This window comes from Sphingomonas kyeonggiensis (assembly GCF_014196745.1).
GTDB lineage: Bacteria > Pseudomonadota > Alphaproteobacteria > Sphingomonadales > Sphingomonadaceae > Sphingomonas > Sphingomonas kyeonggiensis.
Map to the genome: position 1 here is coordinate 1,143,362 of NZ_JACIEH010000001.1, position 15,154 is coordinate 1,158,515.

General features: G+C 66.2%; 14 protein-coding genes. 4 read left to right on the plus strand and 10 right to left on the minus strand.

Features of this window, described 5'->3' with window-relative positions; all coding sequences use genetic code 11:
- Window positions 1-17: 17 nt before the first annotated feature.
- Entirely contained in the window at window positions 18-251 is a 234-nt protein-coding gene (locus tag GGR46_RS05550; RefSeq protein WP_183995296.1) for a hypothetical protein, read from the minus strand.
- A gap of 184 nt (window positions 252-435) precedes the next feature.
- A complete protein-coding gene (locus GGR46_RS05555; RefSeq protein WP_183995298.1) occupies window positions 436-1,812 on the minus strand; it encodes a M20/M25/M40 family metallo-hydrolase in 1,377 nt (458 codons plus the stop codon).
- 327 nt (window positions 1,813-2,139) lie between these two features.
- Between GGR46_RS05555 and ettA the strand changes: the two genes are divergently transcribed.
- Window positions 2,140-3,819, plus strand: a complete 1,680-nt coding sequence (gene ettA / locus GGR46_RS05560; protein ID WP_183995300.1) for an energy-dependent translational throttle protein EttA — start codon at window positions 2,140-2,142, stop codon at window positions 3,817-3,819.
- A 634-nt stretch (window positions 3,820-4,453) separates the two neighbouring features.
- A complete protein-coding gene (locus GGR46_RS05565) occupies window positions 4,454-6,220 on the plus strand; it encodes a methyl-accepting chemotaxis protein (RefSeq protein WP_183995302.1) in 1,767 nt (588 codons plus the stop codon).
- Between the two features lie 29 nt (window positions 6,221-6,249).
- Here GGR46_RS05565 and GGR46_RS05570 read toward each other — a convergent pair whose 3' ends face one another.
- Window positions 6,250-7,074: a transporter gene (locus GGR46_RS05570; RefSeq protein ID WP_183995304.1), complete on the minus strand. Its 825-nt coding sequence runs from the start codon at window positions 7,072-7,074 to the stop codon at window positions 6,250-6,252.
- Window positions 7,075-7,132: 58 nt separating this feature from the next.
- Between GGR46_RS05570 and GGR46_RS05575 the strand changes: the two genes are divergently transcribed.
- On the plus strand, window positions 7,133-8,137 hold the full coding sequence (locus GGR46_RS05575) for a M28 family peptidase (RefSeq protein ID WP_221262564.1): 1,005 nt from the start codon (window positions 7,133-7,135) through the stop codon (window positions 8,135-8,137).
- Window positions 8,138-8,142: 5 nt separating this feature from the next.
- Here the strand turns inward: GGR46_RS05575 and GGR46_RS05580 are convergent, their stop codons facing one another.
- The 5 genes from GGR46_RS05580 to GGR46_RS05600 form a co-directional block, all read right to left on the minus strand.
- Complete coding sequence (locus GGR46_RS05580) at window positions 8,143-8,865, minus strand: NYN domain-containing protein (RefSeq protein WP_183995306.1); 723 nt, start codon at window positions 8,863-8,865, stop codon at window positions 8,143-8,145.
- Window positions 8,866-8,869: 4 nt separating this feature from the next.
- Window positions 8,870-9,253: a DoxX family protein gene (locus tag GGR46_RS05585; RefSeq protein ID WP_183995308.1), complete on the minus strand. Its 384-nt coding sequence runs from the start codon at window positions 9,251-9,253 to the stop codon at window positions 8,870-8,872.
- A 163-nt stretch (window positions 9,254-9,416) separates the two neighbouring features.
- Window positions 9,417-9,695, minus strand: coding sequence for an acylphosphatase (locus GGR46_RS05590; protein ID WP_183995310.1), 279 nt, complete (start codon window positions 9,693-9,695; stop codon window positions 9,417-9,419).
- 107 nt (window positions 9,696-9,802) lie between these two features.
- Complete coding sequence (gene greB / locus GGR46_RS05595) at window positions 9,803-10,279, minus strand: transcription elongation factor GreB (protein WP_183996795.1); 477 nt, start codon at window positions 10,277-10,279, stop codon at window positions 9,803-9,805.
- A gap of 99 nt (window positions 10,280-10,378) precedes the next feature.
- Window positions 10,379-12,385: a lytic transglycosylase domain-containing protein gene (locus tag GGR46_RS05600; RefSeq protein ID WP_183996797.1), complete on the minus strand. Its 2,007-nt coding sequence runs from the start codon at window positions 12,383-12,385 to the stop codon at window positions 10,379-10,381.
- 71 nt (window positions 12,386-12,456) lie between these two features.
- On the opposite strand from GGR46_RS05600, the gene dapA reads away from it, so the two are divergent.
- Window positions 12,457-13,338, plus strand: a complete 882-nt coding sequence (dapA, locus tag GGR46_RS05605; RefSeq protein WP_183995312.1) for a 4-hydroxy-tetrahydrodipicolinate synthase — start codon at window positions 12,457-12,459, stop codon at window positions 13,336-13,338.
- 42 nt (window positions 13,339-13,380) lie between these two features.
- Here the strand turns inward: dapA and GGR46_RS05610 are convergent, their stop codons facing one another.
- Entirely contained in the window at window positions 13,381-14,103 is a 723-nt protein-coding gene (locus tag GGR46_RS05610) for a 2OG-Fe(II) oxygenase (protein WP_343058030.1), read from the minus strand.
- 116 nt (window positions 14,104-14,219) lie between these two features.
- The gene (locus GGR46_RS05615) at window positions 14,220-15,149 is read right to left on the minus strand and encodes an RcnB family protein (RefSeq protein ID WP_183995316.1); all 930 of its coding nucleotides are present in this window, start codon (window positions 15,147-15,149) and stop codon (window positions 14,220-14,222) included.
- Window positions 15,150-15,154: the final 5 nt, after the last annotated feature.

Below are 15,154 nucleotides of genomic sequence, written 5' to 3' on the forward strand. Positions count from 1 at the left end.
CGGGTGCCGAACAGAGATCAGTGGGCGTTCGCCTGAGCGGCGTCGGCCTTGTTCTCTTCCACGTTCGCGGCGTTCTCGAGGACTGCCTCGGTGGTCGCGTTGGTGGTGTTGTCGGCAGCGGCCTCATAGGCAGCGGCATTCGCTTCGTGCGAATCGGCAACGTTCTCGGCGGTGGTGTTGGTGGTGGCGCCACCGCAAGCCGCGAGCGACATCAGGCCGGCGGTCGCAGCAACAATGAGGATCTTCTTCATGTGGTGCTCCTAAAGGAACTCAAACGTTTCGCAGCCGGCCCGATTAGCCGTCGCGAACCGCTGGCATAGCGGTCGTTGCGTTTGCGTCAATCGCAAATTCACCAGCTGGCAAAATTTAGGACATTTTTTCGCCCAAATCTTGCCTGCTGGCCGCCATTAATGCGCGAGGCCGGTTTCGGTTCCCTTACTCGCCCTCACCCTTGGGGATCGGGCCGATGTCCTCCGGCGCGTTCGCCGTCACCGCGAGCATCGCGGTCCAGGCTGCCACATTCTGCCGTAGCTGCTCCGGATCGATCTTGTCGAGCGTGTCGTCGGGCGTGTGGTGATAATCGAAATAGCGCAGGCCCGACTGGCTGAGGTCGATCACGCCGACGCCGGTGTTGATGATCGGGCCGACATCGGTGCCGCCATGCGCCGTGCTGCGGCCGCGCGAGATGCCGAGCGGCGAAAGCACGGTGGCGAGGCGGTCCGCGATCGGCTTGGCACCCTCGGGCAGGTTCACTTCGAACTTCCAGACGCGATCGGCACCGAAATCCGATTCCTGGGCGAGCACGTGACGCTCATTGGCATGCGCCTTGGCATAGGCCGTGCCGCCGAAGCCGCCGACTTCCTCCGCCCCGAACCACACGACGCGGATCGTCCGTTTGGGCTGGCCGGCATCCATGATCCGCTTGGCGGCGGCGGTGGTGATCGCCACGCCCGAGGCATCGTCGATCGCGCCGGTCCCGAGATCCCAGCTGTCGAGATGGCCGCCGACCAGGATGATCCCCGCCGAGGGATCGCTGCCCGGCACGTCGGCGATGACGTTGCCTGATTCGGCCTCGCCCTTCATCCCCGCGGTGATCTGCACGCGCAGCTTCACCGGGCCGCGCTTGAGCAGCCGCTCGAGCTGGTCGGCATCGGGCAGCGACAGCGCGGCGGCGCCGATCGGCTTCACGCCCTGCGTCCAGCTGGTGACGCCGGTGTGCGGATTGCGATGATGATCGGTACCGATCGAGCGGATCAGGATCGCGGCCGCACCCTTGGTCGCGGCGATGTTCGGGCCGGCGCGGCGGGCGGCGCCGAAATAGCCATATTGCGAGCCGTCCTGCGTCGGCGTCATCGTGTTCCCGACATAGACGATCTTGCCCTTCACGGCGTCAGCCGGCGCGGCCTGGAGATCGGCGAAGGTCGGGAAGAACACCACCTCGGCTTCGATCGGCTTGGGACCGGTCGAGCCCGAATTGCCGAGCGCGGCGATGGCGAGCTTCTGCGACGAGGCGCCGAGCACCTCGGCGGTCTCGATGCCGCGCTCCCAGAGCGGCATCTTGAAGGTCTCGATATGGACGTTCCTGAAGCCGAGCGCGGTGAGCTTCTTCACCGCCCAGGCGCGGGCGCGCGCTTCCGCCTCGGTCGCGGCCAGGCGCTGGCCGACCTCGGTGGTGAGGCCTTCGGTGATGTCCCAGGCAAGATCGTCCTTCAGCGCGGCATCGCGCAGCGCTGCTGCGTCATGCGTCTGGGCGAGAGCGGGGAGGGGCAGGGCGAGGGCGGCGACGGCCGCGAGCAGGATGCGCTTGGTCATGGCCGGCGACGCTAGTCGCAGGCGAAACATTCGGCAATGCACCGACGGTTTCCGCGGCGTTTCCGATGCCATGCCGGGCCGATATTCAACCGACTGGTTTTGCAAATTCGTTGAATCCCTTGAATCGACTTACACGTGTGGCGGGCATTCAACCGATCGGTTGAATCTACGCCGCTATCGCCCGCCGGGCACGGGAAAAGGGCAACACAGGAAATCCTACATTGCAAGCGGGGCGCTCCGACGCGGCCGCGTTGCCAATTGGCCGTCCGCTCGCTACATCGCCGCCAAACTTCCTGCATATCCAGACCTGCGAACGGAGACCGCCACGTGGCCGCCCAATACGCCTTCGTCATGAAGGACATGACCAAGACCTTCCCCGGCGCTCCCAAGCCGGTGCTCAGCAACATCAACCTGCAATTCTATCAGGGTGCCAAGATCGGCATCGTCGGCCCGAACGGCGCCGGCAAGTCGACCCTGATGAAGATCATGGCTGGCGTCGACAAGGATTTCACCGGCGAAGCATGGCCGGGCGAGAACATCACCGTCGGCTATCTGCAGCAGGAGCCTGAGCTCGATCCGTCGAAGAGCGTCCTCGAGAACGTCAAGGACGGCGCGCGGGAGACCGCCGACCTGGTCGAGCGCTTCAACGCGATCTCGGCCGAAATGGGCGATCCCAAGGACGACACCGATTTCGACGCGCTGATGGAAGAGATGGGCGAGCTCCAGACCAAGATCGACGCCGTCGATGGCTGGACGCTCGACAACCAGCTCGAAGTGGCGATGGAAGCACTGCGCTGCCCGCCGGGCGACTGGTCGGTCGAGAACCTGTCGGGTGGTGAGAAGCGCCGCATCGCGCTCACCCGGCTGCTGATCCAGAAGCCGTCGATCCTGCTGCTCGACGAACCGACCAACCACCTCGATGCCGAGAGTGTCCAGTGGCTCGAGCACCACCTCAAGGAATATGCCGGCGCGGTGCTGATGATCACCCACGATCGCTATTTCCTCGACAACGTCGTCGGCTGGATCCTCGAGATCGATCGCGGCAAGTATTTCCCGTACGAAGGCAACTACTCGACCTATCTCGAGAAGAAGGCCAAGCGCCTCGAGCAGGAAGACCGCGAGGAATCGAGCCGCCAGACCGCGATCAAGAACGAGCTCGAATGGATCCGGCAGGGCGCCAAGGGCCGCCAGACCAAGTCCAAGGCGCGTATCGCCAAGTTCGACCAGCTGGTTGAATCGCAGCAGAACCGCAAGCCGACCGGCGCCCAGATCGTCATCCAGGTGCCCGAGCGCTTGGGCGGCAAGGTGATCGAAGTGGAGAACATCTCCAAGGCGTATGGCGACAAGCTGCTGTTCGAGAACCTTTCGTTCACGCTGCCGGCCGGCGGCATCGTCGGCGTGATCGGCCCGAACGGCGCCGGCAAGTCGACGCTGTTCAAGATGATCACCGGCCAGGAAACGCCCGATGAGGGCACGATCGAAATGGGTTCGACCGTCCGACTGGGCTATGTCGACCAGAGCCGCGACCATCTGGACGACAAGAAGAACGTCTGGGAGGAAATCTCCGGCGGTCACGATTACATGAAGATCAACGGGCACGACCAGTCGACCCGCGCCTATGTGGGTGCCTTCAACTTCAAGGGCGCCGACCAGCAGAAGAATGTCGGCAAGCTTTCGGGCGGTGAGCGCAACCGCGTCAACATCGCCAAGATGCTGAAGCGCGGCGGCAACGTGCTGCTGCTCGACGAACCGACCAACGATCTCGACGTCGAGACGCTGGGTGCGCTGGAAGAGGCTATCGAGAATTTCGCGGGCTGCGCCGTGGTGATCAGCCACGATCGCTTCTTCCTCGATCGTCTCGCCACGCACATCCTCGCCTTCGAAGGCAACAGCCATGTCGAATGGTTCGAAGGCAATTTCGAAGCCTATGAGGAAGACAAGCGCCGCCGCTTGGGCGATGCTGCCGATCGTCCGACGGCGTTGTCGTACAAGAAGCTGACGCGCTGATTAGGGAAGAGGGGCGGTTTTACCCGCCCCTCTCGATCAGATCAGCAAGAAAATCGCGAAAGCCAGCGATCTGATGATCGCCGATACATCGATCTTCATGTCAACCTTCACTTCGACCTGAAGTTTTGGCTTCATAAGGGCCTGCTCCGGGTCGCGACGCGCCGCAGACCCAAAGAGTTTGCGGGTTGGCCCCTGCGTTTCGGTTTGATCCCCGGTCGCAGGTTACGGACCCGCCGTCCACGTTCTAGACCGCTTCTGGCGGCAGCGTTTGGATTAGCCGGTCCTTGGGGAACCATCCGGAAACCCGAGGAGAGTCAGCACGCTGCTTTAGGCTAGCCGCTCAACCTTATTCGGTACCACCCGAGGGCGAGAGCGCGCCTAGAGATAGGATCATACTGTCAGCAAGGTTGGTCAATGACCTAGTTGCGCAGATATGCATAAGATTGTGGATAATGGATAACGTTTGAAACTGCGCTGAGAAAAAACCTGCTCCGGCAAGTTGCTGGAGCGGTTTTCTGACCAAGATCGAGATGCGCCCGGGTGGAAACGCCCGGGCGTTTTTCGTTGCGGTTCCGGGCTTCGTTCCGATTCGGCTCTATAAATTCCGTAATTTACGATGCCCCGGAGTTGAATCATGACCCTGAAGCAGAAGCTGCTCTCCGCCCTGGTGATGCTGGGACTCGTCCTTGGCGCCGTCATCGCGGGCTTTTCCTGGTCGGCGACCACGAGCCGCAATGCGCTGGGCACGGTGCTGGCGGACCGCGTGATCCCTCTGAAGGACCTGAAGCTGGTCGCGGACAATTATGCGGTGGGCATCGTCGACTCCGCGCACAAGGCCAGGAACGGCAATATCAGCTTCGCCCAGGCGATGCAGAATATCGAGAAGAGCAAGGCCGCGATCGACGCGGCGTGGAAGCGCTATGCCGCGACTGACGCCACCGAGAATGAGGAAGCGCTCGCCAAACAGGCCGAGGCCGCGATGGCCAAGGCCAATGAGGGCGTCGCCCGGCTCGAGACGATGCTGCGCACCGGCGACCGCGCTGGGTTGGACCGGTTCGTGATGGGGGAGATCTATGCGGACGTGGATCCGGTCTCGGACACGGTGGGCAAGCTCGTTGCCCTGCAGATCAGTGTTGCCAGCGACGTGACCACCAGCGCGCTGTCCAGCGCCAACACCGCGATGACCGTGGTGATCGTGCTCGGCCTGATCGCGCTCGGCGTGCTCGGCGGGGCTTTCTATATCGTCAGCCGCAAGGTCGTGGCGCCGATCAAGGGGCTGGCCGACGTGATCCACGGGATGGCGCGTGCCACCGGCACGACCAAGGTGCCACATACCGACCAGCGCGACGAGATCGGCGACATTGCCCGCGCGGTCGATGCCTATCTGGAATCGGTGATCGCCAAGGAGCGCGATGCCGCCGCTGCCGCCGCCGAGACCCAGCGCATCGTCACCACCGCGCTGAGCCAGGGCCTGTCGTCACTCGCAGAGGGCGACCTGACCGAAGAGATCTCGGTGGCGTTCCCGGATAGCTATGCGACGCTCAAGACCAACTTCAACAGCGCGCTGACCGCGCTGCGCAAGCTGATCTCGACGGTGAACGAAGGTGCCGCGGCGATCCAGACCGGCTCGCACGAGATCGCCCAGGCCTCGGAAGACCTGGCGCGCCGTACCGAGGGTAATGCCGCGAGCCTCGAGGAGACCTCGGCAGCGCTCGCCCAGATGGACGAGCGTCTGCGCGGCACCGCCGAGTCGGCGAGCCAGACCGTGCGCAGCGCCGACGAGGCGATCCGGGTGGTCGGCGACGGCCGTTCGCTCGCCGAGCAGGCGGTCACCGCGATGGGCCGGGTCAGCGACAGCGCCCGCGGCATCGACGACGTGATCGAGGGCCTCGACAAGATCGCCTTCCAGACGCGCGTGCTCGCGATGAACGCCGCAGTCGAAGCCGGTCGCGCCGGCGAGGCGGGGCGTGGCTTCGCGGTGGTCGCGGACCTGGTCTCCGCGCTCGCCATGCGCGCCGAGGAAGAGGCGAAGCGTGCCCGCGAGCAGCTGACGGTCACCCAGGACGAGGTCGGCTCGGCCGTGGAAGCGGTGCAGCGCATGGATACGGCGCTGGAGGCGATCTCGGGCGGCGTGGGCGCGGTCCACAAGCTGCTCGAGACCATGGCGGCGGACAACCAGGCCCAGTCGACGGCGATTACCCAGATCGTCACCGCGGTGAGCGAGATGGACCAGTCGACCCAGCAGAATGCGGCGATGGTGGAAGAGACTTCGGCGGCCTCGCGCAACCTGGCCGAGGAAGTCGGCAATCTGGCCGAGCAGGCCGGCCGCTTCCGCACCGAGCGGACACGTGCCGCCGCGCCGCGCGGGCAGGTGGTGCAGCTCCACAGCGTCGCCGCCTGAAACCTTCACCCCGGGGGATCGCTTGCCGCTCAGAAGCGGCGGGCGATCCCCATATAGAGTTCCACGTCCGGGCTGGCGTGATTGAGCCCGGCCACGGCGCCCATGTCGAGCTGGAGGTTCGATCTCGGCTGCCAGGCGACCGAGAGGCTGGCGAGCGCCTGGGTGGCGTGGCCGGCCGGATCGCGGTCGCGCACCGCCTGCAACTCGAACGCGCTGCTCACCGACGAGGTGAGGGCGGTGGTGAGGCCGATGGCGCTGCCATAAGCGAGGTGGCGGCCATGGCGGTCCTGGTCCACGGCGGCGTCGATCTCGGGTGTCAGCGAGAGGCCGATCTTGTCGGTGAGGCTGTAGCTGAGCGGCACGATCAGCCCGGCGCCCCAGTCGCCCGCGCCGATCGTCGCGCCGCCCACCGGCAGCGTGGCATAGGGCATGACCGCGGCGGCGAAGCCCGAACCGTCGGGATGCGAGAGGTTGCGGCGGACCGCTAGGGTTACGTCGCCGGTGCCGCCGTCGTGGGTGACGGCGCCGGTGCCGCCGTCGTGGGTGACGGCGCCGGTGGTCCGGTCGCGCTTGCGGACGGTGCCCAGCGCGGTCCAGCCGAGCTGGATCTCGGCATGCTGGGCGATACCGTAGCGGAGCAGCAGGTCGCCAAAGGTGAAGCTGTCGCTGCGCTGGCCGGCGTCGCGGTCGAGCGACCAGTCGATCGTGCCCATCTCCGCGACCAGATGGCCGGGATCGACGGTGCAGGCGGGCGTGTCGAGGCCGGGACGGTCGGGGCAGAGCGGGCGCAGGTCCTGCGCTTCGGCGGTGCCGATGGCGGCGAATGCGGCGGCCAGGGTCAGGGCGAGCTTCATGGCGGCGGCATAGACGGTTCGCAGGCGGCGCGGTAGCTTCCGTTGGAGGGGGAGCCGCATGCGAGAATGGATCAGGGAACGTGCCGGGCGGATAGTCCTGCTGGTCATCCTGGCGGCGCTGTTCCTGTCACCCTTCGTGGCGCTGCGCTGGATGACTTCGGTGCCAGGCAAGTCCTGGGAGGGGCCGCTGCCGCCGCTCAGCCCGGCCGAGCGGGAACTTGCAGGGCGGCTGCGCGGGCATGTCACGGCGATCGCGAGCAAGCCGCACAACATCGGCCATGCCACGGGCTATGCCGCGGCGCTCGCCTATATCGAGCAGGAGCTGACGGCGGCGGGCTACAAGGTGACGCGCCAGGCCTTTGACGAAGGGCTGGCGGTCAATCTCGAAGCGGTGATCGAGCCGCGCTCGGCCGGCGCGCCGACCCTGGTGGTGGGCGCGCATTACGACAGCGCGCGGGGTGCGCCGGGCGCCAACGACAATGGCAGCGGCACCGCCGCGCTGCTCGAGCTCGCCCGGCTGCTCGCCGATCTGCGCGGCAAGGGCAATGTGCGCATCCGGCTCGCCTTCTTCGCCAATGAGGAGCCGCCCTTCTTCAAGACCGACCGGATGGGCAGCCTGGTCTATGCCCGGGCGCTGGCGGACAAGGGGCAGAAGCCCGATGCGATGTTCTCGCTGGAGACGCTGGGTTTCTACGACGAAGCGCCCGGGAGCCAGCATTACCCGTTCCCGCTCGGCGCGCTCTATCCGGACACGGGGAATTTCGTCGCGTTCGTCGGCACCGTCTCGTCACGGCCGCTGGTGCGCAGGGCGGTCGGGGAATTCCGCGCGGTGGCGCGGTTTCCCAGCGTCGGCGGGACTGCGCCGGGCTTCGTCCAGGGGATCGACTGGTCGGATCACTGGTCGTTCGGCGAGATCGGCGTACCGGCGCTGATGATCACCGACACCGCGCCGTTCCGCTATCCGCACTATCACAAGCTGACGGATACGCCGGACAAGCTCGACTATGACCGGCTTGCCCGGGTTACGGCGGGACTGGAGCGGATGCTGCGCGGCTGGCGGTGAGCGGTCTATCGCTTGCGACGGACGAATGCGCCGCCGTCACGCCGGTCGACTTCGAAGCCGGGCACGGCCTCGAACAGATCCGAGAGGCGAGCGAAGCCATAGTTGCGGCTGTCGAAGCTCGAGCGATTGGCCGCACGCTGGCCGACCGCGCTCAGGCTAGCATACCCCTTGGCATCCCGCTGCGAAGCCTCATAGGCGTCGATCAGCAGGCGGACGACTTCCTCGTCGACGGAAGGCGCGGCAGGAGTCGATGCCTTGACCTGGGGCACGGGCTTCTTCGGCGCGGTCTCGAAGGTGCCGACATCGATGAAGCGGTTGCAGGCCTGGCGGAAGCCCTCGGGCGTTTTCGCTTCGCCAAAGCCGAAGACGACCAGGCCATCCTGACGGAGGCGGGTGACCAGCGGCATGAAATCGCTGTCCGACGACATGATCCCGAAGCCGGTGACCCGCCCGCCCGCGAGCAGGTCCATCGCGTCGATCGCCATCTTCATGTCGGTGGCGTTCTTCTGCTTGGTGATGTCGAACTGCTGCTGGGGCTCCAGCGCATAGCTGAGCGCCACGTTCGCCCAGCCATCGAGCCCTGGCTTGCGCCAATTGCCATAGATGCGGCGGATGTTGACCGTGCCGATTTCGGCCAGCACGGTCAGCACCGGATCGATGTGCTTTGCGGACGCATTGTCCGCGTCGATCAGCAGGGCGACGTTCCCGGTGGGGGGCCGCTCCTGCATCGATTCAGGCCTTCTTGGCCGTTGCCGCATCCGCGCTCCACGTGCCGCCGCCGGCGGCTGCGAGGTAGAGGAAGATGAAGCTGTAGAGCAGGATAGCCTCGCCGCCGTTCACGGCCGGGAAAAAGCCGTTCGGGAAGTGCGCGATGAAATAGCCGACCGCGCACATGCCCGAGGCGATGAACGCCACAGGACGGGTGAACAGGCCGATCACCAGCAGCGCGCCGCCGACCAGCTCGATCGTACCTGCGGCATAGAGCAGCGGGTTGAGCGGGTAGGGGAAGGGCGGAATGCCGAAGAACTTCGAGAGGCCGTGCTGCAGGAAGCTGAGGCCGGCGACGAAACGCAGGACGCTCAGCAGCTTGCCGGACCAACTAGCGGGAATGGGCATGAGGTTTTCTCCTCGACCGGCGCGCGTCCTTGCGTGCCGTTTCGAAGCTGAAATGTTTCACTTCATGTCCGATCGGTCAACCTGACGCCCCGGAAACCGAATGTTTCCGATCAGGCGCAGTGCGGGCGATGCCTCGCCTCAGCGCCGATCATCGCGGTCCGCCTCAGGCGGTGAAGCGCTTGGTAAAGCCCTTGGCGTGCTTGTCCTCGGCGGTCTGGAAGGCCTCGACATGGTCGACCACCGCCATGGGCGGACCTTCACGGCAAGCCTCGGTGAGCGAGTTCAGCGCCTCGTCATCGCCCTCGGCGAGCAGCTCGACGCGCCCGTCGTTCAGATTGCGGACCCAGCCCTTCACGCCAAGCTGCTTGGCGGTCCGTACCGCCCAGTCCCGAAAGCCGACGCGCTGCACGCGGCCCGACACATAAATACGCTGTGCCGTCATATGTCCCCACGCTCATTTTTGTACCCGGCCGCAACCCTTCGGCCTGGGCACAGTTCTATCATTTTGAAGATGCGAGGGAATCCTTTCGCGCGGCGGCTCGTCGCGCGTCAGGGGTAAGTGATCGCAATCACTTCATATTCGCGCTCGCCGGCGGGCAGGCTGACCCGGCGCAGATCACCGATGCCGGCGCCGCGCAAGGCACGGGCGAGGGGAGCGTTCCAGCCCACCAGGCCCTTGGCCGCATCGGCTTCGTCATCGCCAACCAGGGTCAGCGTGCGGTGGTTGTCGTCTTCATCCGCGATGGTGACCGTGGCACCGAAATAGGCGCGGCTCTTGTCCTCCTGCCGCGCCGGATCGACGACCTTGGCCGCCTTCATCCGCTTGGAGAGCCAACCCAGCCGCCGGTCGATCTCGCGCAGGCGCTTGCGGCCATAGATATAGTCGCCATTCTCGGACCGGTCGCCATTGCCGGCGGCCCAGGAGATCGTCTCGACCAGAGCGGGGCGCTCCCTGGAGAAAAGGGCTTCATACTCGGTCCGGAGCGCGGCGTAGCCGGCGGGGGTGATGTAGTTGGGGCGGTCCATTTCCACTTTCGTCATCCCGGCGAAAGCCGGGATCTCAGGAGGCAAGCGAGCGGCTCATGGCACGAGATCCCGGCTTTCGCCGGGATGACGGCTATAAAATCAGCCCGGCTTGTTCTTGCCCAGATACCAGCTGGTGTTCGCCGGCCCCCTCGAGCGCGAGCGCTCGGGATTGAGCAGGTCGTAGACCACTGCGTTCTCGATCACGCGCTGGACGTAGTTCTTCGTCTCGAAGATCGGGATCTGCTCGATCCACTGGACGATGTCGCCGCCCGGTAGGCGGGGATCGCCATTGGCGCGGATCCATTTGTTCACATTGCCCGGGCCGGCATTATAGGCCGCGATCGCCAGCGGATAGCTGCCGTAGAGATTGTACATCCGCTGGAAATAGGTCGAGCCGAGCTGGATGTTGTAATCGGTGTCGGAGTTAAGCGTGCCCGGGCTGTAGCTCATGCCGAGCTTGGTCGAGACCTCGCGCGCCGTGCCGGGCATCAGCTGCATCAGCCCGCGTGCGCCGGCATGGCTGACCGCGTCACGATCGAACTGGCTCTCCTGCCGCGCGATGGCATGGACGATCGTCCAGTAATCCTGCTGCGCCGCCGGCACCGCCACCGTGGGATAGCCCGCGGCGGTATAGTCGGAGAGGCCGTTCTGCAGCGCGCTCTTGCCGACCAGCACGCCCAGGTCCGGGCGGCCGATCGCGCGGCTCAGCTCGGCGGCGAGGATGTGATCGCTGTCCGACGTCGCGTCATTGGCGATCTGGCGGATGAACAGGCCCTGGTCCTGGCGATTGCCCATCGTGCCGAGCAGCTGCGCGGCGCGCACCGTTTCCTTCTTGAAGAAGGCGTCGCGCACCGCGGGATCGCTCACCTTCGCATTGAAATCGGGCGGGCGCTTGAGGGGATTGCCGAGCCGCTCGGTGGCGAGCTGGCCGTAATAGACATCGGGGAAGCCCGCTGCCTTGGTGTAGAAGCTGGTCGCCTTGGCCTGGTCGCCCGAAACCTCGGCGGCGCGGCCGGCCCAGTAGAAGCCCTTGGACTGGGTGGTCGGGGTCTTGGAGCCATGGCCGTAGCGATCGAACATGCCGACCGCGTCGCGGCTGCGACCGAGACTGTTGAGCGCCACCGTGCCCGCGAGCCAGGTGAGGCTGGTGTAATCGTCGCGTTCGCCGAGCGGCAGCTGGCTGATGTCGGTGCCGGTCGGGAAGGCATCGTCGACCTGGCTGGCGATCTGATAGGCGAGGCTGAACTGCCCGTCCGACTGGGCGCCGCGCGCCGCCGTCAGCAGTACCTCGTACCATTCCTCGGCATCGCCGGGATAGGAAGCGAGCTGGCGCGGCTGGGCGAGATAGGCGCGCATCGCCGGGCTCTGGCCGGTGTCGCGCAGCCAGGTGGCGCGATCGGCGATGAAGCCTGGATTGGTGCGGCCGGTCGCAAGCGCGTTGGAGCCCTTCACATCGGCATCGGGCGCCTTGGTACGGAAGGCGATGCGGGCATCGAACACCGGGCGCATCGCCGGCGAGACATAGGAAAGCTGGCGCTGCGCGGCGCTGAGCGAGCCCGCCCAGAGCAGCATGTCCATGCGCGCGTCGTGATCGGCCGGCGTGAGCGCGGAGGCGAAGCCGGCAAGCAGCGCGGTTTCGTCGCGCGGGCGCAGCACGCCGTGGCGCCATGCGCGGCGAGCCTGTTCCTCGGCCTCGGCACGCTTGCCCGATGCGGCGAGCGCCTCGGCATAGCGGGTGCGGCCGGCGGCGGTCAGCGGTGGGAAGCGCTCGAAGAAGCGTACGACCAGGCCGGGCGCCCAGGTGCCACTCTCGAGCACGGTCTCGGCGGCGGCGCGGCGGCTCTTCTCGCCGGGCCAGCCCGGGTGGAGCAGCAGGAAATTGGCATAGTCGGAAAAGGGGTAGTTATCCGACTGCTGGAGCCGCTTCCATTCGACCAGGGCATCGCCGAGCTGATCGGCCTGGATATAGGGCGGGGGCACGCGGGGAACGCCGGCTTCCAGCGCGACCTTGTACCACTGGATCTGCTGCTGCGTGAGCTGCGACGAGGCGGCGAGCCCGGAGACGCCCGCGAACAACAAAGCACTTTTCAACAGCGGAGCAAGCATACTGGACATGATAGATGACCCGGGCCTATCTGCCAGCCCCGATTTGGGGATTTAAGGAAGATTTTCGGATCATGTTCTCGGGCTCCATTCCCGCGCTGGTGACGCCGTTCCGTAACGGCAGCTTCGCGGAGGAAGACTATCGCGCGCTTGTTGAATGGCAGATTGCTGAAGGCTCTGCCGGGCTGGTGCCGTGCGGCACCACCGGCGAGGCGGCGACCATGCCGAAAGACGAGCATTTCGAAGTGGTGCGCGTCTGCGCCGACCAGGCGAAGGGCCGCGTGCCCGTGCTCGCCGGGGCCGGCTCGAACGACACGCTGGTCGCGATCGAGAATGTGAAAGCCTCTGCCGACGCCGGCGCCGATGCGGTGCTGATGGTCCCGCCCTATTACAACCGCCCGAGCCAGGAAGGCATCTTCCAGCATTTCGCGGCGATCGCCGAGCAGGCCGATCTGCCGATCGTGCTCTACAATGTGCCCGGCCGCACGGTGACCGACATCCAGCCCGCCACCATGGCGCGGATCGTCAAGGCGTTTCCGGGCAAGTTCATCGGGGTGAAGGATGCGACGGGATCCCTCGCCCGCGTCTCCGAGCAGCGCGCCGGCTGCGGGCACGACTTCATCCAGCTCTCGGGCAATGACGAGACGGCGCTGGCCTTCAACGCGATGGGCGGCACGGGCTGCATCTCGGTCACCGCCAACGTCGCGCCGAAGCTGTGCGCCGAGTTCCAGGCGGCCTGGGCGGCGGGCGATCATGCGCAGGCGCTGGAACTGCACGACCGGCTCTATCCGCTGCACCTCGCGATGTTCACCGATGCCTCTCCGGGCCCGGTGAAATATGCGCTGGGCCGGGTGCGGGAGGGCTTCCCGCAGGACCTGCGCCTGCCGATGACCCCGGCGGGCGAGGCGAGCCGCAAGGCGGTCGACGCCGCGCTGGCGCATGCCGGGCTGATCTGACCTCAATTCCCCTCCCCGCGGGGAGGGGAAGAAGGCGGACGATCAGGTCCGCTGCTCGCCGCCACCATAATAGGTCGGCACCTGGCCGCGGATCCAGGCATTCTCCCGGAACCATTTGGTGACGACGTACTTGGTGCCCTCGAGCACGCGCATGCCTTCGTGCAGCGTGTCGTAATTGGGCGTGCCGTCTTCCATCATGTTGTTCCAGATCAGCAACAGGCCCTTCTTCGGCTTGAAGCGGACCCCGGCGCGCGGGAACCAGGTGGCGCCGCCTTCCTCGACATCGTTGAGATAGGCCATCGCGGTCCAGGTGCGCTGGCCGCCGAACTCGAGCATCTTCTCCCAATATTCCGCGCCCTCGTGGAAATAGTCGCAGTGGGCGCGGAACTGCTGGCCGGGGGCATAGCGCTGGCCCTGCAGCGTCTCGGCATTCTCCGGCGGCAGGCCGAGCAGATGGGCGATGCGGTCGTCGATCTGCCAGACCAGATCGGACCAGCGATCGAGATCGGTCGAGCTGCTGGTGCGGAATTCGGGATCCTCGTGCGCGGCGAGCAGGGTGGAGGGGCGCGCCGATTTGTCGATCAGCGCGACCAGCGCGTCGCACTCGGCTTCGCTAAGGAACTCGGGATAGGTGTAGAGCTGCGCGGTCTCCACCTTGGCCCGCTTGATGCCGGGCCGGGCCTCCAGCCTCGCGGTGACTTCGCGGGCGATCCGCGCGCGATTGGGCGAGGGGGATCCCGATACTTTGCCGATATTCTTGCTCACAAGGGCCAATTTGCGCCTGAGGGCCTCGCGGTCAATAGGGTGGTGCTTGCCGCCAAAGGCAAGAGGCCCGGTCCTGACGGGCCGGGCCTCCCACTTCTGGCAAGGTGCGGGCGGGCTTACCAGAAGATGTCGTAGATCGTGTCGACCACCTCGCCGGTATCGACATCGACGAGCAGCGCGTCGTTATAGTAGCGCACCCAGCGATACGGGCCATAGGCCTCGGGCAGGCGGTAATAATAGGGATCGTTGATCCAGTATTGCGACGAGAACAGGATCGAATTCAGCGTGAAGCCGATCCCGAAGCGCCGATAGCCATAGCCCCAGCCCGACGGCGCATAGTAGCGCGGCAGGCGGTAGATGCCGCGATTGGAGCCGCGATAGCCGCGCCAGTCGTAGCGGTGGTCGTTGCGCCAGCTGTTGTTCCAGCGGCCACGGTCGTTCCCGCCCCAGCCACGGTTGTTGTCCCAGCGGTTGCGGTCGTTGCCGCCCCAGCCACCCCGGTTCCAGCCGCCATTGTTGCGGTTCCAGTCGTTGCGGTTGCGGTCGTTGTTCCAGTTGCGGTCGCGGTTGCGATCGTTCCAGTCGCGGTTGCCGCGATCCCACTGGCCGCCGCGATTGCCGTCGCGGTTCCAGTCGCGCCGGCCGTCGCCGCCGCGATTGCCATCCCAGCGCTGCTGCGGGGGCTGCGCCTGGGGCGGGGAGACCTGGCCGCCGGACTGGCCGCCATTCCATTGCGGACGCGCGCCGCGGTCGCCGCCATTCCAGCCGCCACGGTTCCAGCCGCCGCCATTGTTGCTGCCGCCATTCCATTCGCGGCGCGGCTGCTGCTGAGGCTGCGCCTGCTGCTGGGGTTGGCCCGAGGACTGGCGCCAGCCGCCGCCGCGATTGCCGCGGTCACCGCGATCGCCACGGTCCTGCGCCGGCTGCGAGGCGCCCGAATTGCCGGAACGGTCACCACCGCCCCAGCGATGCCCGCGATCCTGCGCCAGTGCCGGCGGGACCAGGGCTGTTGCGGCGATGATCGCCGCGAGCAAGGTCTTCTTCATCAAGT